At 47.6% G+C, this 22,954-nt stretch carries 14 protein-coding genes, 3 rRNA genes and 2 riboswitches; of the genes, 16 read left to right on the forward strand and 1 reads right to left on the reverse strand.

The features are described 5' to 3' along the window. Positions 1-47 precede the first annotated feature (47 nt). The 7 genes from guaA to ABTV53_RS03130 all read left to right on the forward strand — a co-directional run bounded on the left by guaA (position 48) and on the right by ABTV53_RS03130 (position 11,357). A complete protein-coding gene (gene guaA / locus ABTV53_RS03100; RefSeq protein WP_091039079.1) occupies positions 48-1,586 on the forward strand; it encodes a glutamine-hydrolyzing GMP synthase in 1,539 nt (512 codons plus the stop codon). A 209-nt stretch (positions 1,587-1,795) separates the two neighbouring features. Beyond that, on the forward strand, positions 1,796-2,047 hold the full coding sequence (locus ABTV53_RS03105; RefSeq protein ID WP_433750497.1) for a hypothetical protein: 252 nt from the start codon (positions 1,796-1,798) through the stop codon (positions 2,045-2,047). Between the two features lie 404 nt (positions 2,048-2,451). Continuing rightward, a riboswitch (purine riboswitch) is annotated at positions 2,452-2,551 on the forward strand. 172 nt (positions 2,552-2,723) lie between these two features. Continuing rightward, positions 2,724-4,100, forward strand: a complete 1,377-nt coding sequence (locus tag ABTV53_RS03110; protein WP_105602335.1) for an NCS2 family permease — start codon at positions 2,724-2,726, stop codon at positions 4,098-4,100. Positions 4,101-4,883: 783 nt separating this feature from the next. After that, positions 4,884-6,436 (forward strand): 16S ribosomal RNA (locus ABTV53_RS03115). A 310-nt stretch (positions 6,437-6,746) separates the two neighbouring features. Beyond that, a 23S ribosomal RNA gene (locus tag ABTV53_RS03120) occupies positions 6,747-9,797 on the forward strand. 74 nt (positions 9,798-9,871) lie between these two features. Next, a 5S ribosomal RNA gene (gene rrf, locus ABTV53_RS03125) occupies positions 9,872-9,988 on the forward strand. The 16S, 23S and 5S rRNA genes sit together here, the layout of an rRNA operon. Positions 9,989-10,352: 364 nt before the next feature. Beyond that, complete coding sequence (locus tag ABTV53_RS03130) at positions 10,353-11,357, forward strand: ketoacyl-ACP synthase III (protein WP_433750501.1); 1,005 nt, start codon at positions 10,353-10,355, stop codon at positions 11,355-11,357. Between the two features lie 177 nt (positions 11,358-11,534). Here the strand turns inward: ABTV53_RS03130 and ABTV53_RS03135 are convergent, their stop codons facing one another. Then, a complete protein-coding gene (locus tag ABTV53_RS03135) occupies positions 11,535-13,469 on the reverse strand; it encodes an amidase family protein (protein ID WP_433750504.1) in 1,935 nt (644 codons plus the stop codon). A gap of 372 nt (positions 13,470-13,841) precedes the next feature. Between ABTV53_RS03135 and ABTV53_RS03140 the strand changes: the two genes are divergently transcribed. The 9 genes from ABTV53_RS03140 to purS all read left to right on the forward strand — a co-directional run bounded on the left by ABTV53_RS03140 (position 13,842) and on the right by purS (position 22,950). Further along, the gene (locus tag ABTV53_RS03140; RefSeq protein WP_433750506.1) at positions 13,842-15,971 is read left to right on the forward strand and encodes a DNA topoisomerase III; all 2,130 of its coding nucleotides are present in this window, start codon (positions 13,842-13,844) and stop codon (positions 15,969-15,971) included. Between the two features lie 159 nt (positions 15,972-16,130). Next, complete coding sequence (locus ABTV53_RS03145; RefSeq protein ID WP_278296959.1) at positions 16,131-16,268, forward strand: hypothetical protein; 138 nt, start codon at positions 16,131-16,133, stop codon at positions 16,266-16,268. Between the two features lie 134 nt (positions 16,269-16,402). Continuing rightward, a complete protein-coding gene (locus ABTV53_RS03150) occupies positions 16,403-16,666 on the forward strand; it encodes a DUF1294 domain-containing protein (protein WP_017690702.1) in 264 nt (87 codons plus the stop codon). Positions 16,667-16,872: 206 nt separating this feature from the next. Next, positions 16,873-17,307: a universal stress protein gene (locus tag ABTV53_RS03155; protein WP_076215141.1), complete on the forward strand. Its 435-nt coding sequence runs from the start codon at positions 16,873-16,875 to the stop codon at positions 17,305-17,307. A gap of 270 nt (positions 17,308-17,577) precedes the next feature. Next, positions 17,578-17,679: riboswitch (purine riboswitch) on the forward strand. Between the two features lie 193 nt (positions 17,680-17,872). Further along, positions 17,873-18,358, forward strand: coding sequence for a 5-(carboxyamino)imidazole ribonucleotide mutase (gene purE, locus ABTV53_RS03160; protein ID WP_433750510.1), 486 nt, complete (start codon positions 17,873-17,875; stop codon positions 18,356-18,358). Next, positions 18,355-19,557 (forward strand): 5-(carboxyamino)imidazole ribonucleotide synthase, encoded by a 1,203-nt coding sequence (gene purK / locus ABTV53_RS03165; RefSeq protein ID WP_433750513.1) that lies wholly within the window; start codon positions 18,355-18,357, stop codon positions 19,555-19,557. Before purE ends, purK begins: the two co-directional genes overlap by 4 nt. Next, positions 19,554-20,852, forward strand: a complete 1,299-nt coding sequence (gene purB / locus ABTV53_RS03170) for an adenylosuccinate lyase (protein WP_347399897.1) — start codon at positions 19,554-19,556, stop codon at positions 20,850-20,852. The genes purK and purB overlap by 4 nt, the downstream gene beginning before the upstream one ends. Before the next feature lie 385 nt (positions 20,853-21,237). Continuing rightward, the gene (locus ABTV53_RS03175; RefSeq protein ID WP_433750516.1) at positions 21,238-22,110 is read left to right on the forward strand and encodes a phosphoribosylaminoimidazolesuccinocarboxamide synthase; all 873 of its coding nucleotides are present in this window, start codon (positions 21,238-21,240) and stop codon (positions 22,108-22,110) included. 594 nt (positions 22,111-22,704) lie between these two features. Then, positions 22,705-22,950, forward strand: coding sequence for a phosphoribosylformylglycinamidine synthase subunit PurS (gene purS / locus ABTV53_RS03180; protein WP_017690695.1), 246 nt, complete (start codon positions 22,705-22,707; stop codon positions 22,948-22,950). The last annotated feature ends 4 nt before the right edge of the window (positions 22,951-22,954 follow it).

Consider the following 22,954-nt stretch of genomic DNA (forward strand, 5'->3'; position numbering starts at 1 on the left):
TTGTCGTTGCGTATAATTAGTTTCATTGAATTGAGGGAGGCACGGTTATGAATAAGCAGAATGAGATTGTGGTTGTCCTTGACTTTGGGGGCCAATACAACCAGTTAATCGCCAGAAGAATCCGGGATCTTGGCGTATACAGCGAGCTTTTGCCGTATAACACACCGGCGGAAAAGATCGCAGAAATGGCACCAAAAGGAATCGTATTTTCAGGTGGGCCGTCCAGCGTATACGCTGAGAATGCTCCACACGTGGACCCGGGTGTCTATGACCTGGGCTTGCCAATCTTCGGTATCTGCTACGGGATGCAGCTTATGGCCCAACAGCTCGAAGGTAAAGTAGAACGTTCCGAGAAGCGTGAGTATGGTAAAGCAGACCTTGAATTTGCTGCTGGATCTACACTGGCAAAAGGTATTGAAGGGGAACATACGGTATGGATGAGTCACGGTGACCACGTGGTTACACTTCCTCCAGGTTTCAAACTGGATGCAGGCACGGAAAGTGCGCCAATCGCTGCCATGAGCAACGATGAGCGCAAATTGTATGCTGTTCAGTTCCATCCGGAGGTACGTCACTCTGTTCGCGGTAACGACATGATTCGTAACTTTTTGTTCGAAATCTGTGGTTGCGAAGGCAACTGGACGATGGAGACATTCATCGATGACACGATCAAAGACATTCGTGAAAAAGTTGGAGACAGTAAAGTACTGTGTGCACTCAGCGGCGGTGTGGATTCTTCCGTTGTAGCTGCATTGCTTCACAAAGCCATTGGGGATCAACTGACATGTATGTTTATCGACCACGGTCTGCTGCGTAAAGGTGAAGCTGAAAGTGTAATGGAGACGTTTGTCGGCAAATTCGATATGAAAGTGGTCAAAATTGATGCACAGGAGCGCTTCATGTCCAAACTGGCTGGCGTGGATGATCCAGAACAAAAACGTAAAATCATCGGTAACGAGTTTATTTACGTCTTTGACGAAGAGTCCAAGCAGTTCGATGATTTTGCATTCCTGGCGCAAGGTACACTGTACACGGACATCGTGGAAAGTGGTACAGCGACTGCACAGACCATCAAATCCCACCACAACGTGGGCGGTCTGCCTGAGGACATGAACTTCAAACTGATCGAGCCGCTGAGCACGCTGTTCAAGGATGAAGTACGTAAAGTGGGTACCGAATGTGGTCTGCCGGACGAAATTGTACACCGTCAACCGTTCCCTGGTCCGGGTCTTGCGATCCGTGTTCTTGGTGAGGTTACTGAAGAGAAACTCAAAATTGTTCGTGATTCAGACTACATCCTGCGTGAAGAGATTGCCAAAGCCGGTCTCGACCGCGAAATCTGGCAGTACTTCACAGCCCTGCCTAACATGAAGAGTGTTGGCGTTATGGGTGATGCGCGTACGTATTCCTACACTGTAGGTATCCGTGCTGTAACATCCATCGACGGTATGACTGCGGACTGGGCACGTATCCCTTGGGATGTGCTGGAGAAAATCTCCGTACGGATCGTTAATGAAGTCGACAACGTAAACCGTATCGTGTATGACGTAACATCCAAACCACCTGCAACGATCGAGTGGGAATAGGATATATAACTATAACAATAAATTGAAAAATGACTCTCTTTTATCTGCGTGTTTAGCAAATAGAAGGGAGTCTTTTTTTATTGCGTACAGTATGAATAAACTCTAGAATTTCATCCCATTTTAAAGTTCACTTCATGATTCTTTCAGGTCTAGCCTGTACAATATTTATATACTAAGAGCTATATGGCTACTGAAAGGAGATTGAATGTATGCGTAAAACCGACTATATGAGCAAATGGAAGATGGGCATTGGAAGTGCGTTTCTGATGGTGATGCTGGCAGGATGCGGTTCAGGTATGCAAGACCTGGCCTCCGGTTCCGGGGACTTTCCATTTGTGAACTTAGAGGCAGCGGATGCTTCTTCCGATCAGACCAGCAACCAGGAGTTATCCTCTGACTTAACAACGGACACGAATCAGGAACAACAAGACATACAGGATGCTCCGCAGACAGAAATATAATTGACATAGGACTAATCCGGTAAAAAAATGCTCCGGAACATGTCGCCAATTGCTCCATATACCTAATGAGTATACGCCTTCGGAATACGAGACATCATTATTCCTAGATCATCATTCAACGGATTGCTTAAACGCATCAAAAACATAAGCTAGCCTGATGAGAGCGCTTTTCGCCCTTTGATCAGGCTAGCTTTTATTATGTTAAACTGCTGAACTTTCAGTCTGACAGAATGAACATATTCCATGGAGGCTTCACCGAAAAAAGCGCATACAATTGGGTTGTAAACCGCTGAACTGGTTCAATCTGTTAAATAATACGAACGATATTATTGGATATTGATATTAACATTCGTTTTTCTCATTGACAAAAACATACTGCCCTCCTAAAATAGTGATGGGAAACAAACAAATAGCGCATACTAATTCGTATAATCTCGGGAATTGGCCTGAGAGTCTCTACGAGATCACCCTAATGATCTGGCTACGAAGAGGAGAAGGCTAAGCACATGAATTCTACATGATTGCGGGGACATCACGCACATTAGAATTTTTTTTGTTCTTAGCAGAGGCATCGTGCCGCTCCTTGTCAGCTGAACCCTGGGTGAAGAATCTTCATCAGGGTCATTTGTCGTTTTTCAATATGGCTTCAACATCTCTAAGGGGGAGTTAGTGAATTATGGATCGTTTTTTTAAATTAAAAGAAAACGGAACAAACGTTAGAACGGAGATTGTTGCGGGTCTTACTACCTTTATGACAATGGCTTACATTCTTTTCGTAAATACGTTGTTCCTGGGACAAGCCGGAGCGGGGATGTCGGATAATGCAGTATTCTTTGCAACAGCCGTCGGCGCCGGATTAATGACTATTATTATGGGATTGTTCGTGAATATTCCAATTGCGCTCGCACCAGGTATGGGATTGAATGCGTACTTCATGACTGTCGTTCTAAGCTCCAATGGGGCGATTACTTGGCAGGCTGCTCTCGGAGCAGTATTCCTTTCCGGTATCGTGTTTATTATTTTGACCGTGACGAAGATTCGGCAAATGCTGCTTGTTGCAGTTCCGCAGTCGATCAAAATGGCCATCACGGTAGGTATCGGTCTCTTTATTACCATTATCGGTTTCAAACTTGCTAATCTCGTGGCAGTAACCGTTAATGTTGCACCAGACGCAGATCTGAGTCAGCCGATTCCAGGTAGCAGTTTTAATCTGTCATTGGGCAACTTTATAACACATCACGATGCATTGCTGGCTCTGATTGGTTTGCTCCTTATTGCTATACTGATGGTTATGCGCGTCAAAGGCGCTCTGCTGATCGGAATCGTAGTAACAACGCTGATTGGTATTCCAATGGGTGTTACGAATCTGAGTGGTCTTTCAGGTGCAAGCTGGTTGCCTAACTTCAGCGATCTGGCGGTTGGACAGTTGGATTTGAAAGGTGCCATCAGTCTCGGATTGTTTGAGATCATCTTCATCTTTACCTTTGTTGAATTGTTCGACACGTTCGGTACGATGGTAGGTACGGCAACACGTATGGGGATTATGAAGGATAAGAAAAAAGGCGAGAAAACGATCGGTAAAGCGATGCTCGTCGATGCAGTTGGTGTCAGCGCAGGTGCTGCACTGGGTACGAGTACCATTACGGCATACGTTGAAAGTGCTTCAGGCGTTGAGGCGGGTGGACGTACAGGACTGACTTCGGTAACGACAGGTTTGCTGTTCATCTTGGCCCTGTTTATCGCTCCGCTTGCACTGGTTGTTCCATCTGCTGCGACGGCTCCGGCCTTGATCATCGTGGGTGTGCTTATGATGAGTCAAGTGCGCAGCATCGAGTGGGATGATTTCCTGCAAGCTTTCCCTGCGTTCCTTACGATTGTATTGATGCCTTTCACAGGTGGAATCGCAAACGGGATCTCCGCGGGTATCGTATCTTATGTAATTCTGGCGGTGTTCAGTAACTTGGTTACAGAGCGTAAAGTGAAAATTCACTGGCTTATGTGGATCTTGGCGCTCATTGTAGTCTGCCGATACGTATTTATTGGCGGAGAGTAAGCGTACAATAGTTGGGATGAGGAATACTGCGTTAAGTATGCAGCCTTTTATATGAAAGAAGCGGAAGCCACGGGATCTAAACCCGGAGCTTTCGCTTTTTTGTTTTCCTTTCTTGTGTAAAATGAATCTCAAAAATGTGTTTCTTCTATATAGAAGGAACGAATATAATGTTCTATGATCTGTTGGTTGTTTATCCATTGAAATCATGGGTTATTAAGTTTCTATAATAGAAGTATCTATACTGTTCTTTCTTTCAATAGGCGGATGATGATGAAGTGAGCTTTTCGTGATATAAATGTAATCAACAGAGTCAGTAGGGCGCTTATGCAAAATGAGTTTCTCTACAATTTGATTAGAGCTCATATGGGAGTCTTATGCATATGTATCATTGGCTGGCTATAGGTAATTGCTTGTTTTTATAAGAATTAATGTATTTAGAAAAAAGACTTGCGTTACATAACTGTACATGGTATATTCTATTTCCGGCCAAAAAAACACGAGATACACGGTGCGGCAAGCGAATGAAATAAGCTTCGAAAGAAACTTAAAAAAAGAACTTGCAAAGTTGGTTCGGACATGATATTATATAAGAGTTGCTGAAGAGAACGACATTCGGTAACGAAACAAGTTTGATCTTTGAAAACTGAACAACGAGTGAGTAAACATTCTGCTTGCAGAATGAACGCGAAAGTTTGAAACAAGCCTTGGCTTGAATCGGCTGGAGCATAAATGAGATTTTAATCTCGTCAGATTCAAAATGAGCTTATCGCTCTTTTCAATACTTTATTGGAGAGTTTGATCCTGGCTCAGGACGAACGCTGGCGGCATGCCTAATACATGCAAGTCGAGCGGAGTTGATAGGAAGCTTGCTTCCTTGATACTTAGCGGCGGACGGGTGAGTAACACGTAGGCAACCTGCCCTCAAGTTTGGGACAACTACCGGAAACGGTAGCTAATACCGAATAGTTGTTTTCTTCGCCTGAAGAGAACTGGAAAGACGGAGCAATCTGTCACTTGGGGATGGGCCTGCGGCGCATTAGCTAGTTGGTGGGGTAACGGCTCACCAAGGCGACGATGCGTAGCCGACCTGAGAGGGTGATCGGCCACACTGGGACTGAGACACGGCCCAGACTCCTACGGGAGGCAGCAGTAGGGAATCTTCCGCAATGGGCGAAAGCCTGACGGAGCAATGCCGCGTGAGTGATGAAGGTTTTCGGATCGTAAAGCTCTGTTGCCAGGGAAGAACGCTTGGGAGAGTAACTGCTCTCAAGGTGACGGTACCTGAGAAGAAAGCCCCGGCTAACTACGTGCCAGCAGCCGCGGTAATACGTAGGGGGCAAGCGTTGTCCGGAATTATTGGGCGTAAAGCGCGCGCAGGCGGTCATTTAAGTCTGGTGTTTAATCCCGGGGCTCAACCCCGGATCGCACTGGAAACTGGGTGACTTGAGTGCAGAAGAGGAGAGTGGAATTCCACGTGTAGCGGTGAAATGCGTAGATATGTGGAGGAACACCAGTGGCGAAGGCGACTCTCTGGGCTGTAACTGACGCTGAGGCGCGAAAGCGTGGGGAGCAAACAGGATTAGATACCCTGGTAGTCCACGCCGTAAACGATGAGTGCTAGGTGTTAGGGGTTTCGATACCCTTGGTGCCGAAGTTAACACATTAAGCACTCCGCCTGGGGAGTACGGTCGCAAGACTGAAACTCAAAGGAATTGACGGGGACCCGCACAAGCAGTGGAGTATGTGGTTTAATTCGAAGCAACGCGAAGAACCTTACCAGGTCTTGACATCCCTCTGACCGGTACAGAGATGTACCTTTCCTTCGGGACAGAGGAGACAGGTGGTGCATGGTTGTCGTCAGCTCGTGTCGTGAGATGTTGGGTTAAGTCCCGCAACGAGCGCAACCCTTATATTTAGTTGCCAGCACTTCGGGTGGGCACTCTAGATAGACTGCCGGTGACAAACCGGAGGAAGGTGGGGATGACGTCAAATCATCATGCCCCTTATGACCTGGGCTACACACGTACTACAATGGCCGGTACAACGGGCTGCGAAATCGCGAGATGGAGCCAATCCCAACAAAGCCGGTCTCAGTTCGGATTGCAGGCTGCAACTCGCCTGCATGAAGTCGGAATTGCTAGTAATCGCGGATCAGCATGCCGCGGTGAATACGTTCCCGGGTCTTGTACACACCGCCCGTCACACCACGAGAGTTTATAACACCCGAAGTCGGTGGGGTAACCGCAAGGAGCCAGCCGCCGAAGGTGGGATAGATGATTGGGGTGAAGTCGTAACAAGGTAGCCGTATCGGAAGGTGCGGCTGGATCACCTCCTTTCTATGGAGAATCGTTTCCCGAGTGGAAACATTCAAATATGCAGCTTAGCTGCAAAACACTCACTCGTTGCTCAGTTTTGAGAGCTCAAACTCTCAAACAGCTTGCTTTTGCATGGAGCTTGTTCTTTGAAAACTAGATATCGAAACGAAACAAACGCGAATTAGAATATTCCTTTTTAGCTGAACTTGTGTATAACAAGTTTAATAAATTGGTACTTAATTGCTTTTGCGATGGTATCGAGTGGGAGCGACTTTTGGCTTTGGACGCAGTCCAAAACAAGGGAAGCGAGCAATCGAAACCGGAGCAATATGGTTAAGCTACTAAGAGCACACGGAGGATGCCTAGGCGCTAGGAGCCGATGAAGGACGTGGCGAACAACGAAACTGCCTCGGGGAGCTGTAAGCAAGCTTTGATCCGGGGGTGTCCGAATGGGGAAACCCAGCTGGGGTAATTTCCAGTTACTCACAACTGAATACATAGGTTGTGTAGAGGCATACCAGGGGAACTGAAACATCTAAGTACCCTGAGGAAGAGAAAACAATAGTGATTCCGTCAGTAGCGGCGAGCGAACGCGGAGAAGCCCAAACCAGAGAGCTTGCTCTCTGGGGTTGTGGGACGTCTCACATGGAGTTACAAAGGAACCGGTTAAGCGAAGAGGTCTGGAAAGGCCCGCCAAAGAAGGTAAAAGCCCTGTAGTTGAAAGTCTGTTCCCTCCGAGACGGATCCCGAGTAGTGCGGGGCACGTGAAACCCCGTATGAATCCGGCAGGACCATCTGCCAAGGCTAAATACTTCCTAGCGACCGATAGTGAAGCAGTACCGTGAGGGAAAGGTGAAAAGCACCCCGGAAGGGGAGTGAAATAGAACCTGAAACCGTGTGCTTACAAAAAGTCAGAGCCCGTTTTAGGGGTGATGGCGTGCCTTTTGTAGAATGAACCGGCGAGTTACGTTCCCGTGCAAGGTTAAGGTGAAGAGCCGGAGCCGCAGCGAAAGCGAGTCTGAATAGGGCGAGTTAGTACGTGGACGTAGACCCGAAACCGGGTGATCTACCCCTGTCCAGGGTGAAGGTGCGGTAACACGCACTGGAGGCCCGAACCCACGCATGTTGAAAAATGCGGGGATGAGGTGGGGGTAGCGGAGAAATTCCAATCGAACTCGGAGATAGCTGGTTCTCCCCGAAATAGCTTTAGGGCTAGCCTCGGAAAACAGAGTCGTGGAGGTAGAGCACTGATTGGGTGCGGGGCCCGCAAGGGTTACCAAGCTCAGTCAAACTCCGAATGCCATAGACTTACTTCCGGGAGTCAGACAGTGAGTGCTAAGATCCATTGTCAAAAGGGAAACAGCCCAGACCATCAGCTAAGGTCCCCAAGTGTGTGTTAAGTGGGAAAGGATGTGGAGTTGCACAGACAACCAGGATGTTGGCTTAGAAGCAGCCACCATTGAAAGAGTGCGTAATAGCTCACTGGTCGAGTGACTCTGCGCCGAAAATGTAACGGGGCTAAACACACCACCGAAGCTATGGCTTGGATCGACTTCACTGCTTCTTTGAGGCGTGTTGTCCACAAGGACATTTTTGTCTGACAAGAGATTCTATTCTTGGATGACCAAATGCTTCCCAGGGGATAAACACAGGGCTTCGAAGCTGGAGTGAAGTCGATCCAGGGGTAGGGGAGCGTTGTATAAGGGTTGAAGGTGTACCGTAAGGAGCGCTGGACATTATACAAGTGAGAATGCCGGTATGAGTAACGAAAAGATCAGTGAGAATCTGATCCGCCGAAAGCCTAAGGGTTCCTGAGGAAGGCTCGTCCGCTCAGGGTAAGTCGGGACCTAAGGCGAGGCCGAAAGGCGTAGTCGAAGGACAACAGGTCGAAATTCCTGTACCACCGTAAGCCGTTATGAGCAATGGGGGGACGCAGTAGGGTAGTGACGCGGACTGATGGATGTCCGTCTAAGCAGTGAGGCTGATGTGTAGGCAAATCCGCACATCATGAAGGCTGAGCTGTGATGGGGAGCGAAAATTATAGTAGCGAAGGTCATGATCTCACACTGCCAAGAAAAGCCTCTAGCCAGGTGAAGGTGCCCGTACCGCAAACCGACACAGGTAGGCGAGAAGAGTATTCTAAGGCGCGCGGAAGAACTCTCGTTAAGGAACTCGGCAAAATGACCCCGTAACTTCGGGAGAAGGGGTGCCCCGGTAGTGTGAATAGCACGAGGGGGCCGCAGTGAAAAGGCCCAAGCGACTGTTTAGCAAAAACACAGGTCTGTGCGAAGCCGTAAGGCGAAGTATACGGGCTGACGCCTGCCCGGTGCTGGAAGGTTAAGGGGAGTGGTTAGGGAGCAATCCCGAAGCTGTGAACCGAAGCCCCAGTAAACGGCGGCCGTAACTATAACGGTCCTAAGGTAGCGAAATTCCTTGTCAGGTAAATTCTGACCCGCACGAATGGCGTAACGACTTGGGCGCTGTCTCAACGAGAGATCCGGTGAAATTTTAATACCTGTGAAGATGCAGGTTACCCGCGACAAGACGGAAAGACCCCATGGAGCTTTACTGCAGCTTGATATTGAATTTGGGTACGATCTGTACAGGATAGGTGGGAGCCTGAGAGACATGAGCGCCAGCTTGTGTGGAGGCAACGTTGGGATACCACCCTGATCGTATCTAGGTTCTAACCTGGTACCGTAATCCGGTGCGGGGACAGTGTCAGGTGGGCAGTTTGACTGGGGCGGTCGCCTCCTAAAGAGTAACGGAGGCGCCCAAAGGTTCCCTCAGAATGGTTGGAAATCATTCGAAGAGTGCAAAGGCATAAGGGAGCTTGACTGCGAGACCTACAAGTCGAGCAGGGACGAAAGTCGGGCTTAGTGATCCGGTGGTACCGCATGGAAGGGCCATCGCTCAACGGATAAAAGCTACCCTGGGGATAACAGGCTTATCTCCCCCAAGAGTCCACATCGACGGGGAGGTTTGGCACCTCGATGTCGGCTCATCGCATCCTGGGGCTGAAGTAGGTCCCAAGGGTTGGGCTGTTCGCCCATTAAAGCGGTACGCGAGCTGGGTTCAGAACGTCGTGAGACAGTTCGGTCCCTATCTGTCGTGGGCGTAGGAAATTTGAGAGGAGCTGTCCTTAGTACGAGAGGACCGGGATGGACGTACCGCTGGTGTACCAGTTGTTCCGCCAGGAGCACCGCTGGGTAGCTATGTACGGACGGGATAAACGCTGAAAGCATCTAAGCGTGAAGCCCCCCTCAAGATGAGATTTCCCAGTATGTAAGACCCCTTGAAGACGACGAGGTAGATAGGCTGGGGGTGGAAGTGCAGCAATGCATGGAGCTGACCAGTACTAATCGGTCGAGGGCTTATCCAATAGCAAGTTTAATTCGCATGTTTCGTTTCGAATCTAGTTTTCAGAGAACAACACTCTGAAATGTAAGCTACGCGTTTGGTGGCGATGGCGGAGGGGTTCCACACGTACCCATCCCGAACACGACCGTTAAGCCCTCTAGCGCCGATGGTACTTGGACCGCAGGGTCCTGGGAGAGTAGGACGCCGCCAAGCAATTGAAAGACACACTTGAATGATTTCGAGTGTGTCTTTTTTTATTTGTTTTGATCGTTAATTTATATTATATGTGTAAGTCTAAAACAACCTGGGTTCATTAGAGGTTGCTTTTTGATATCCCCAAAATAATAAGCATTGTTCTATTGTAGAAATTTTCACGTCGACTACGAGGTTCAAGCACCTCCGCATAACTCCATGCTAAAGTTCGCATGATTAAGGGTAATCATTATTTAAACGAATGGAAGGATTAAGATAGGAATACAAACAAATCATATTCATAATAAATATCTTAAAAAAATTAGTACCAAGTACTAAGACTTAGTGCTATAATAGTGAAAAACCAAATGAGGTGAATGCCGAAATGAATCATCAATCAAAGGCAACGATCACGGCAATGGGGGCGTATGTACCGGATCGAATATTAACAAATGCTGATCTGGAGAAATTGGTCGAGACAAGTGACGAATGGATTGTGCAACGTACAGGCATGAGAGAACGGCGAATTGCAGCTGAAGATCAATTTGTATCTGACCTGGCTACGAAGGCTGTAGAAGATATGATACGTCGTTATAAAGTAAGTGTAGAAGATGTGGATATGATTCTTGTAGCTACCAGCACACCTGAATATGCTTTCCCAAGTACCGCATCCAGAGTGCAGGCTAACCTTAAGATCCCACACACAGGTGTACTTGATTTGAATGCGGCATGCGCAGGTTTCACCTACGGGTTACAGCTTGCTGACAGTATGGTGACCAGTGGCATGTACCGCAAAGTACTGGTTATCGGAGCAGAGACGTTATCCAAAATTACGGATTACACAGACCGCACGACTTGTGTCCTGTTTGGGGACGGAGCTGGAGCCTTCCTGGTGGAGAGATCTGCACATGATGCAGGTGACTTTATGGCAGCCATATCCGGTACGCATGGAGAAGGAGGTATGCATCTCTATAAGGCTGGTCTGTCTTCAGAGATGAATGGAGTGCCTTTACAGGGCGGAGGTTGTTTGGTTCAGAATGGACGAGAGGTTTATAAGTGGGCTGTACGGACGATTCCAGAGCAAATGGATAAGCTTATAGCCAAAGCTGAATTAGGTGCTGAACAGATTGACTGGTTTGTCCCGCATAGTGCCAATATGCGAATGATTGAGGCTGTTTGCGAACGTGGTCCGGTTCCTTTGGAACGTACGTTAACCAGTGTCGAATATCGTGGGAACACATCAGCTGCTTCCATTCCGCTTGCTTTACAGCTTGCAGTGGATGAAGGGAAATTGAAAGAAGGACAGACTGTAGCTCTCTTTGGCTTTGGCGGTGGTCTGACTTACGCAGGTCTGGTCCTGAAATGGGGCGTGCCAGATAAAATTCAGTAATGGATAACATACGAGAGTATACAACACCAAATTAAATAGAGGAAATAAAAGAGACCACTCACACTTCATATAGTCATGAAGTGGGTGGTCTCTTTAGTAGGTTAACTCGTTTCAAAAAAGTGATAAGATTACATCTGTTTTTTTTGTTAACCGGAATTGCTTAATCCCATAAATATTTTACGGCGTAAGCTTAGGCGCTTGGCGGTGATGTGTACCTTGTTCGTAGCTGTAAGCCAGCTTAATCAAGGTTCCTTCGTCAAAGGCGCGACCCAGGAATTCCATACCTACAGGCAAACCATCGGTTGTAAAACCAGCAGGTACAGTAATTGCCGGGAAGCCGGAGAATGGACTCAGACGATTGTTACCACCGGATGTTTGACCCTCGCCGATCACGCCAGCTGCTTGTGTAGATGTAGGATAGATGATGGCATCCAGGTTATTGTCTGCCATTACTTTCAACAGAGACTCACGTGTAACTTGGGTACGTTTGAGAACGATATCCTTGTATTCGGTAGTCTCCAACGTTTGGCGTGCGTCCCGCGTTTTCATCGATTGCTCCTGGGATTTGTCGAACTCTCCGGAAGCGATGATCTCGGACAGACTGTGATATGGAGCATCTGCACCCAATGACTCCAGATAATCATTCAGCTGGAACTTGAATTCATATCCACTAAGGCTTGGGTATTTGTTGATCTCAGCCAAGTTCGGGATAGAAATTGGAACTGCGGTAGCGCCAAGTGACTTCAGTTCTTCTACAGCTGTGTTGATTACGTCAGCAACCGCTTTTTCTTCAGCTTTGGTGCTTGGAATGAGTTCTGTGGCCACACCGATGCGTGCACCTTTCAGTCCGTTTACATCCAAGAAATCAGTGTAGCTGGAAGGGATTTTTCCAACTGCGTAAGCTGTAGCGACATCCTTTTTGTCATAGCCGGCTGTAGCATCCAGCATAATTGCGGCATCACTTACGGTACGAGCCATGGGTCCACCAACATCCTGTGTCAAAGCCAATGGGATAATGCCTTCACGGCTGGACAGTCCGATGGTTGGGCGGATACCCACAAGGCTGTTGAAGCTGGAAGGGATACGGATCGAACCGCCAGTGTCTGTACCCATGCCGGCTGCTGCAAAGTTAGATGCAATGGCAGCACCTGTTCCACCGCTTGAGCCACCTGGATAGTGGTCCAGGGCGTAAGGATTAAGTGTTTGTCCGCCCAATGAGCTGGATGTTGTGATGCCAAATGCGAATTCATGCAGGTTTGTTTTGCCCAAAATAATGGCGCCAGCTGCTTTGAGTTTCTTCACTTGTTCGGCATCGTGAGCAGGAATAGAGTCTTTCAGACAGATACAGCCAGCAGTTGTCGGCATGTCATTGGTATCGAAATTGTCCTTCACCAGAATCGGAACGCCATGCAGAGGTCCGCGAGCTCCTTGAGCTGCACGTTCTTCATCCAATTGCTCCGCAATTTGGAGGGCATCCGGGTTCAAGGTTAATACCGCGTTGATGCTTACACCTTGATCATCGTATTTTTCAATACGGTCCAGATATTTCTGCACCAGTTCTTTTGATGTCAGTTTTCCTTGCGTCATTGCGGCCTGAAGATCCATAATGGTTGCTTCCTCCAGGACAAACGGTTTTATGTAGTTATAAATGCGTTCTTTCAGTATGGATAGGTCATTCTCGGTAAGTACAGCGTTTGGAAGGAAAAGGGAGTCAGTATAACCCTTCATTAGTCCTGCGGTATTCAATGCACCAACAGCACCTGCAAAAGTGGCTTCATCCGGAACATCCTTGAATGATTCGGTGGTCGAATCCAGCTTGAGCCATTGTTGCAAGGCAACCGCAGCATCTTTACGTTGTACGGTTGTACCGGAGAGCTTGTCCATGGTAAAAGGGACACCTGCAAGTGTAGCCGCTTCTTCCATGGCCTGAACAAATGCTGACGGTGTAGCAGGTGCTTTTCCTTTGGATACAGCTGCTACTGTTGTTTTACTCGTAGGCGTTGCCGTTGCGGCTGATGCCGAAGGCACCGTTCCTCCCCATGTTGTGGCAACAACAGCTCCTGCCAATAACAAAGCCCCACTTTTTTTCAATACAGATCCATGATAAGTCATGCATCCACGCTCCCTTCCTGTGTCTCATTGATGTGTGTTAGCAGCGATTCTGTTTCTATGCTTTTGACACATTGTATAGTTATGTCAGGTAATCTTACAATGTTTATATTTATCCAAAAAAACGTATACATCAATACTGTACGGTGTTAATGCTTATTCATGCTTCTGTTTAGATGTACTCAGAAAAACTATTATATATTTTAATGTCAACAAATATCACATAGAATTGATATGTTGATTAAACATGAGGTTTCAGGATACGAGGAGATTCGGAAATAGAGATGACAGAGCATACCTTTCGTGTGAAATGATATAATGAAAAGATAGGAATAAAAGAGACATAATGTTCTACCAGAGAGGAAGAGATATGAAGTGAAGACATTGGTACTCGCAGAAAAACCATCTGTAGCACGCGAAATAGCCAGAGTCATGGGTGCGCGTGAAAAACATAAAAGTTATCTGGAAGGCCCGAAATATATCGTTACCTGGGCGCTTGGACATCTGGTTGGATTAGCTGAACCGGAAGATTACGACAAGAAGTATGCAACATGGAATCTGGAGGACCTGCCCATTCTGCCAGAGCGTACGAAACTGAAGGTACTTAAAGAGACCAACCATCAATATAAAGCCGTGCAGCAGTTGATGAAGCGTCAGGATGTGGGCGAGCTGGTCATTGCGACGGATGCAGCACGTGAGGGAGAATTGCTGGCCCGTTGGATCATGCAGATGGCGGGGTGGAAAAAACCTTTTAAACGCCTGTGGATTTCATCCCAGACGGATAAGGCGATCAAAGACGGATTTGCATCGCTGAAGCCAGGCAGTCAGTTCGACCGTCTCTATGAATCTGCACGTTGCCGGGCAGAGGCCGATTGGATGATTGGACTGAACGTGACGCGTGCGTTAACCGTTCGTTTCAATGCGCAGTTGTCTGCTGGACGTGTACAGACACCAACATTAGGCATGATTATGGACAGGGAAAATGAAATTAACGGTTTCCGCTCACAGGAGTATGAGATGTTAACGGCAGATTTGGGAGGTTTTCAGGCTGTGTGGCGGGCAGCTGGGGGAGATTCACGAATTTTCGACCCTCAAGAAACGCAAGAGTTGAAGATACGGGTAGACGGGCGCAAGGGCACGATTGCTCAGGTGAAGAAAAGCGAGAAAGTAGAGCCACATCCGCTGGCATATGATCTGACAGAACTGCAACGGGATGCCAACCGGAAATATGGTTTCTCTGCAAAGCAAACATCGAATGTCCTGCAACGTCTGTATGAACAGCACAAACTCGTGACGTACCCACGTACGGACAGTCGGTATCTGACATCGGACATGACAGCTACATTGAAAGAACGTCTGGACAGTATAGCCATTGGCCCTTATGCGTCTTTGGCACGTCCTTTGCTACGCAAAAATCTGAACATCACCAAACGTATTGTGGATGACAGCAAAGTGACCGATCACCATGCCATTATCCCCACAGAGCAAACGGTGCTTCTCAATCAATTGAACCCCGAGGAACGCAAATTGTACGATCTGATCGTACGTCGTTTTATCAGTCTGTTCTATCCGGCAGCGAAGTACGACTCAGTTGCAATCACCGTTCAGGTGGGGAATGACTCCTTCCATGTCAAAGGTACAACGGTGAAAGAAAGTGGATGGCGTGAAGTATACGGCGGCGATTACAGCGATGATGACGATGACCGGGCTGATGATGCAGCAGACCATGAGCGTGCGCTTTTGCCAGATGTACAGCAAGGACAGTCCGTGACGGTTCAGCGTTGCCATATTAAAAGTGGACGGACGATGCCGCCCAAACGGTATACCGAAGCCGCTTTGCTTTCCCAGATGGAGAAGCATGGACTCGGCACTCCGGCTACACGAGCGGATATTATTGAGAAGCTGGTCAGTTCCGATACAATAGATCGTCAAGGCAACAGCATGCATCCAACCGGCAAAGGGAAACAGTTAATTGAACTGGCTGCTCCGCAGCTTCGTACACCGGATCTGACTGCTCGTTGGGAGGCTGAATTGGAGCGAATTGCACGTGGGCAAGGAAAACCGGGACCATTCCTGGATGGTATTCGTTCAATGGCGAAAGAGCTGGTGTCCACGGTAAAAGGCAGTAAAGCAGAGTACAAGCCACATAATGTGTCCAATAGCCATTGTCCGGACTGTAATGCACGGTTGCTGGAGAAGAAGGGCAAGCGTGGCAAGTTTCTTGTATGTCCTACCGAGGACTGTGGGTATCGTCGTTCGGCAGAGAAAAGATTGTCCAACCGTCGTTGTGCGCAGTGCCACAAAAAGATGGAAATCAAAGAAGGCAAGGCAGGGCTATACGTGCAATGCCTACCTTGTGGTATTACAGAAACATTGAATAAGGATAAACAACATGTGAACAAACGCGATCAGCAAAAACTCGTGAAACAATATGCGAAGCAGGAGTCCATTGGGCCTAACCTTGGAGAGCTGTTGAAGGCGGCTATGGAGAAAAAGGGAGAGTAGAGCAAGCTCTGAGTTAGGGCAGATCGCATCATCATGTAACGCTAGTTGCGAATAACCGGCGTTATGGAAAGTGTTTGCTGCGTATACACCTAATCATACATGTGATGGGTATAAGATCCTCTGTTTTCAGGCAACGTAAGCCAAGGAGGTGATACCCATATGCCGCACAATAAACCCGAAAAGATCCATAACCAGCAGAACAAAGATAGCATTAGGGAAGAAAACATCGATGTTCGTCCAGCCAAAGCAGCCAAAAGAGTACCCAGTCTGAACGGTATTCCCAAGCAGGAGTCCTAAAATTATCTAAACTGTCGATCTAACGCGTGCCTCCCCAATTCTGCGGTTCCCTACCGGTGCGTTGAACATGTCTCTGATGAGGATTATAATGGAGACAGGGAGATGTCCCGGGACAGGGGGATCGCTAGAATTATATGCAAACCGGACTTATATTGTGGTTTTTATTTATTAATGTAGTTGGTTATCTGGTGATGTCGGATGATAAGAGGCGTGCACAGCAGCGTCGTGACCGTACACCCGAACGGACGTTATTTTTGCTTGCATTTATTGGCGGTGCTTTGGGAGTCTGGATCGCGATGTATCGGAAAAGGCATAAAACCAAACATCCCAGCTTCACCATTGGCATTCCGTTGTTGTTGTTCCTGAATGCAGTAATCTATGGCTACTTTATTCAATGAACACATGCGTAACCATTCCTTCAAGCTGAGTGAAAGTTGTTTCGTTGGTTCGTCTGATATGTAAATTCATTCTTATAAATGGTTCATGGTGGCTCCTGAACGTTTAAGGAGTTATATGGCTCTGTTAATTTAGCTGTTAGTTTATTGCATGTCAGACCGAAGCTTGCTTCGCGTGCTCTACATATAAAGGAAGGGACGGGATTCACATGTTATTTTCCAAAATTTTAGTGGCTTATGATGGTTCCAAAGCTTCAAATAAAGCACTTGATCGTGCAATTGAACTAGCCAAAGTGTCCCCGAATGCAGTATTGGATGTCATTCATGCTTTTGATTTCCCGCGTGTATTCATTGGTGAGGGGTTGGCTCCACTGCCACCTTCCCTTAATAATGATTACTACAATCTGGCGGTGCAGACAACAGATGAAGCGAAAGAACGAATTCAGGCTGCTGGTGTAACAGCCAATGTGGATCTCATTCAAGGAGCTGCTGCGGAAGTGTTGCTTGATTTTGCCAAAGAAAATGATTCCGATATCATTATTATTGGTAGCCGCGGACTGGGCGGCATTCGTGAATTTGTCCTGGGTAGTGTCAGTCACAATGTGGTGCAGCATGCTCAGGTTCCGGTACTGGTTGTAAAATAATGGATGAAATGTGCAAGCACTGAAAGCAGGAAGCCGGTTGTCTTCGAGAGATTGAAGAGGAGCCGGCTTTCTTTTATGGGATGAAATGGATAGATAACCGAATTTAATGAAGCAATTCCCGAACATTATATTTGTCAATATGTTAAATGTTCGTCTTTAAGTTGACATTAGCTGTAGGGGATTGTTAGAATGTTAGATGTGTCGATCAGGTAAGAATAAGGTCGAGTAGGAACGAAATGTGTAATAATAGATTACAAAAAAAGAACGAAGATAGTTTGATAGATATTTGCTCGTATAACGCCGGGAATAGGGCCCGGAAGTATCTACCCGGGAACCGTAAATTTCCGGACTACGAGGAGATACGGCTGAGAGTCGCATGTAACCAGATGCGGACAGCAAGCCCCCTTTTGGCATGCCCAAATGAGGGATACGTATTTCTTGGAGTCCGGTGTCCGAAGAAAATGTGATGTTTTCGCGGGTAGCGGATTTTTTCATTTCACACGTAATAAGAGTTCCTTCATATCAGATGTAATCAAAAAAGCTCAGACGGGAGTTGGATGTATTCATGGCACTGCAAGTCGCTGTAATTATGGGCAGCAAGTCGGATTGGGAAACGATGAAGCATGCGTGCGAGGTGTTGGACGAACTGGAAATTGGATATGAGAAAAAAGTGGTCTCCGCCCATCGTACACCGGATTTGATGTTTGAATACGCAGAGCAAGCGATTGATCGAGGGTTCAAGGTGATCATTGCAGGTGCAGGCGGGGCAGCACATCTACCAGGCATGGTTGCAGCCAAAACGATGCTTCCGGTCATTGGCGTTCCCGTTCAATCCAAAGCATTGAACGGTCTCGATTCCTTGTTGTCCATTGTTCAGATGCCTGGTGGTATCCCCGTCGCAACTGTGGCGATTGGCAAAGCAGGGGCAACCAATGCAGGATTGCTGGCAGCTCAAATGATCGGTGCTTTTGACCCGGATGTCCAACGTCGCTCTGAAGCTCGCAGAGAGCGCATCAAACAGGAAGTACTCGAAAGCAGTGAAGAACTATGAGTAGTGCAGAGAATCCATCCAATACGACAGGTGAAATGCAGCAAGTCTTGCTGCCCGGGAAAACAACCATCGGCATTCTTGGAGGTGGACAGCTCGGACGTATGATGACGCTCGCAGGAACGGCAATGGGGTACCGATTCGTTACTCTTGATCCCGCTTCGGATGCGCCTTGTGGTCAAGTGGCTCGCCAGATTGAAGCAGGATATGACGATGCCAAAGCTGCGCTTGAACTGGCTCGACAATGCGATGTCATTACGTATGAATTCGAAAATGTGGATGCAGAAGTCGCTGGTTTGCTGGAGCGTGAGTCTTACGTTCCGCAAGGAAGTGCATTATTGTACACCACACAACATCGGTTGCGAGAAAAGCGTGCAATTGAAGCTGCTGGAGTAAGAGTCGCGCCTTATCGCGAGATCACGAGTGCGGATACGATGCTTGCTGCTGTAAGCGAACTTGGCGTGCCATGTGTACTGAAGACGGTGACTGGAGGCTACGATGGCAAAGGCCAGCGTGTAATTCGGGAAGCGAATGAGGCTATGGCTGCGTACGAAGAGCTTGCAGCTACAGGTGCGGAACTGGTGCTGGAACAATTCATCAAGTTTGAATGCGAGATTTCGGTCGTCGTCGCGCGCAGTACAAATGGGGAGATCAAAACGTTCCCGCCAGCGGAGAACATTCATGTAAATAACATTTTGCATGCTTCCATTGTACCGGCTAGAGTTGCCACAGATATCCAGATTGAAGCGCAAAAGCTGGCAGCAGCGGTGGCAGAATCAATGAAGGCTGTCGGGTTGCTTGCTGTGGAACTGTTTGTAGCGGCGGATGGAAGACTGTATGTCAACGAACTGGCGCCAAGACCACATAATTCCGGTCACTATACGATGGAAGCTTGTGCGACTTCTCAGTTCGAACAACATATCCGTGCGATCTGCGGATTACCACTTGGGGACACTTCGTTATTGAGCCCGGTCGTCATGGTCAATGTGCTTGGAGAACATCTGGAAGGCATTATCGCCAGAACAGGGCAACCTGATGCAGAAGCGATAGAACTCGGAGTGATTCCCAAGCTTCACATATATGGTAAAACCGAAGCGAAAACAGGACGTAAGATGGGGCATGTGAATCTGCTTTGTCAGGATGTTGAAGAAGGATTGCAATGGATCGAACAAACTAATCTCTGGAGGAATACAAATTCATGATTGAACGTTATAGCAGACCCGAAATGAGAGCCATTTGGACCGAAGAGAACAAATTCCAATCGTGGCTGGAAGTTGAAATATGTGCATGTGAGGCGTGGGCCGAACTGGGTGTAATCCCTAAGGAAGAAGCAGCATTGCTTCGTCAGAACGCATCTTTTGATATCGAACGCATCTATGAGATTGAAAAGGAAACACGTCATGACGTTATCGCATTTACACGTACGGTATCTGAAAGTCTGGGCGCAGAGCGGAAATGGGTGCACTACGGACTGACTTCCACAGATGTCGTGGATACGGCACTGGGATATGTACTGCGTCAAGCCAATGAGATTCTGGAAAAGGATATCGTGAATTTCATTGAAATTCTTCGTGAAAAAGCACTGGCATATCAGCACACACCAATGATGGGACGTACACACGGGGTACATGCAGAGCCAACAACATTTGGACTGAAAATGGCGTTGTGGCATGAAGAGATGAAACGGAACCTGGAGCGTTTCCGTCATGCAGCAGACAATGTACAATACGGCAAAATCTCAGGCGCAGTAGGAACATACGCGAACATCGATCCGTTTGTCGAAGAGTTTGTCTGCGAGAAGCTGGGCACGAAACCTGCGCCAATCTCGACTCAAACATTGCAACGTGACCGTCACGCGGAGTATATGGCTACACTGGCGTTGATCGCAACGTCCTTGGACAAGTTTGCTACAGAGGTACGTGCACTGCAGAAGAGTGAATTCCGTGAAGTGGAAGAAGCTTTTGCCAAAGGTCAAAAAGGATCTTCTGCGATGCCGCACAAGCGTAACCCGATCGGCAGTGAAAACATCTCCGGCCTGTCCCGTGTCATTCGTGGACATATGGTATCTGCATACGAGAACGTAACGCTCTGGCATGAACGCGATATCTCGCACTCTTCTGTAGAACGTATCATTCTGCCGGATGCAACGATGCTGCTGAACTACATGCTCAACCGTTTTGGTAACATCGTGAAGAACCTGACCGTATTCCCTGAAAATATGAAACGTAACATGGAGCGCACCTACGGAGTACCATTCTCTGGTCGCATCATGACCAAGCTGATCGACAAAGGCTTCAGCCGCGAGCAAGCGTACGATACCGTTCAACCCCGTGCGATGCAAGCATGGGAAGAACAACGTCAGTTCCAGGATATCGTGAAATCCACACCGGAAATCACGGAAGTGCTGAACGAAGAAGAAATAGCAGATGCGTTCAACCCGTCATGGCACCTGAAGCACGTCGATACGATCTTCAAAAAACTCGGCTTGAACGATTAATATATAACTTCTATAAGGCTATAGCACAGAATGATGGTTCAGCACTTGAACGTAGAAGACAGAAATAAGCTGAAGAAGCAAAGCTAAAAGCTTTCTGAAAAAAAGAAAGCTACTTCGGAAGCATACGCCTCGCCTTTATCAAGCTTTGAACAAGTTTTACTAACTAAAGTATAAGTTGATTATGTGTTCACGCTGGAACGGAGAAGGCAGAAAAAAACTGGAGAAACGAAGTGTTCGCCTTTATCACCGGATCTTCCCCTTGAGAAAAGGGAATCAGAAAAGTCCGGGGATAACAGCGATCGAAAGGTTGTTCTGCATTCGGAGTGGCCCGCGTGATAAGGGGAATTGAACTTATATTTTACATCTCCTGAAAGAAGGTGAACCCATGGCACTGTCCACTGCGGCAGATCTCGTTAAAGCACCTCTGTTATATAAAGGAAAAGTACGTGAATTGTACGATTTGGGTGAACATTTTCTGATCGTGGTTACCGACCGAATCTCGGCATTTGATTATGTGCTGGATCCGGCAGTTCCCGAGAAAGGAAACGTACTGAATAAACTCAGCAGTTTCTGGTTCGAACTGACAGGTAACATGATGGAGAATCACGTGATTCATACCGATGTGAGTCAACTGGGTGATCTCATCACAGACCCTGAATTGCTCAAAGACCGCATCATGGTAACCCGCAAAGCAGAACGCATTGATATCGAATGTGTCGTGCGTGGATACATCACTGGTGGTGGATGGAGACAATACGAGACAAGCGGTGAAGTGAATGGCATTAAACTGCCTGATGGACTGCGCAAGAATGCCAAGCTCGAAGTTCCCATCTTCACCCCGGCAGCCAAAAATGATGTAGGGCACGACGAGGATATCTCGATGGATCGCATGAAAGAACTGGTGGGCGACGGACTTGCAATGGAGCTTCAGGAAAAAAGCCTGCGCTTATACGAATTCGCGCGTGATTACTGTGATCAGCGTGGCATCATTCTGGCAGACTGCAAATTCGAGTTCGGCATTGTGGATGGCAAGGTCATCCTGATTGACGAAATCTTCACCCCTGATGCTTCACGCTTCTGGGCCAAAGAGAATTATGAACTCGACATCGAGATCGACAGCATGGATAAAGAACCAGTGCGCACCTATCTCGCTGGAACGGATTGGGACAAGAACAGCAAACCTGATCCACTCCCACAAGCGGTAGTTGAGGCAACAACCGCAAGATACGTCGATATTTATAACCGTTTAACGAGATAATAAAGTGTAACGTTAGAGCGCGAGCTACGGGAAAGTTTGAGGTAGCTAACGTTTGAGCGAGAGGCTATGGGAAAGTTTGGCTTTCGATCGCTGTTGCCCCCGGAATGTTTGGATGGGAATCCTTTTTTCAAAAGGAAACATTCCGGTTGCAAAGGCGAACGCTTCGCTTCTCTAGCTCAAATCTTTCCCTCCGCCAGTGTTCAAACTGGTGGGTGAGGCAATTAAAGAACAAAGACTTCTATTAAACAGGAAGTCTATAAATAGTAAAACAGTATAGTTACTCATGTAACGTAAAGACCATTCACCGTTTTCACGTAATGGTCAGTCTCGACCATTACACACCGTGCAACGTAAAAGGTTTGGGCCTTTAAAAAACGTCGCATGGACTAGCGGAGGGGCGGAATTGTTCTTAAAGGAGCGAAGCGTTCGCCTTTGTCCCCGGGTTTTGACCGCACAGCGGTTCAAAACAATCAAAAAACCTGGGGACAACAAGCGACCGGAAGAACAATCCGCCCCGGAGCAAGCACCAAAGTCACTTTTTTTAACAGCATAAAGCATTTATCCCGTTCATTACTGAGGAGGAACAAAAGGATCATGATCAAAGCAACCGTATATGTCACTATTAAGCAAAGCGTACTCGACCCGCAAGGCGTAGCTGTTCAAGGAGCCCTGCATTCCATGGGATTCAACGAAGTGGAAAGTGTACGGATCGGTAAAGTCATGGAACTCAACCTGGATACAACAGATCGTGCGGAAGCGGAGAAACGATTGAAAGTCATGTGTGAAAAGCTGCTGGCCAACACCGTTGTTGAAGATTACCGCTACGAATTGGAGGGTTAATCTC

Origin of the sequence: Paenibacillus amylolyticus, from assembly GCF_050990605.1 — a bacterium.
GTDB lineage: Bacteria > Bacillota > Bacilli > Paenibacillales > Paenibacillaceae > Paenibacillus > Paenibacillus amylolyticus_H.

Coding starts and splice junctions, on each gene's coding strand:
- guaA (WP_091039079.1), top strand. CDS start 48: ATGAATAAGCAGAATGAGATTGTGGTTGTCCTTGACTTTGGGGGCCAA.
- ABTV53_RS03105 (WP_433750497.1), top strand. CDS start 1,796: ATGCGTAAAACCGACTATATGAGCAAATGGAAGATGGGCATTGGAAGT.
- ABTV53_RS03110 (WP_105602335.1), top strand. CDS start 2,724: ATGGATCGTTTTTTTAAATTAAAAGAAAACGGAACAAACGTTAGAACG.
- ABTV53_RS03130 (WP_433750501.1), top strand. CDS start 10,353: ATGAATCATCAATCAAAGGCAACGATCACGGCAATGGGGGCGTATGTA.
- ABTV53_RS03135 (WP_433750504.1), bottom strand. CDS start 13,469: ATGACTTATCATGGATCTGTATTGAAAAAAAGTGGGGCTTTGTTATTG.
- ABTV53_RS03145 (WP_278296959.1), top strand. CDS start 16,131: ATGCCGCACAATAAACCCGAAAAGATCCATAACCAGCAGAACAAAGAT.
- ABTV53_RS03150 (WP_017690702.1), top strand. CDS start 16,403: ATGCAAACCGGACTTATATTGTGGTTTTTATTTATTAATGTAGTTGGT.
- ABTV53_RS03155 (WP_076215141.1), top strand. CDS start 16,873: ATGTTATTTTCCAAAATTTTAGTGGCTTATGATGGTTCCAAAGCTTCA.
- purE (WP_433750510.1), top strand. CDS start 17,873: ATGGCACTGCAAGTCGCTGTAATTATGGGCAGCAAGTCGGATTGGGAA.
- purK (WP_433750513.1), top strand. CDS start 18,355: ATGAGTAGTGCAGAGAATCCATCCAATACGACAGGTGAAATGCAGCAA.
- purB (WP_347399897.1), top strand. CDS start 19,554: ATGATTGAACGTTATAGCAGACCCGAAATGAGAGCCATTTGGACCGAA.
- ABTV53_RS03175 (WP_433750516.1), top strand. CDS start 21,238: ATGGCACTGTCCACTGCGGCAGATCTCGTTAAAGCACCTCTGTTATAT.
- purS (WP_017690695.1), top strand. CDS start 22,705: ATGATCAAAGCAACCGTATATGTCACTATTAAGCAAAGCGTACTCGAC.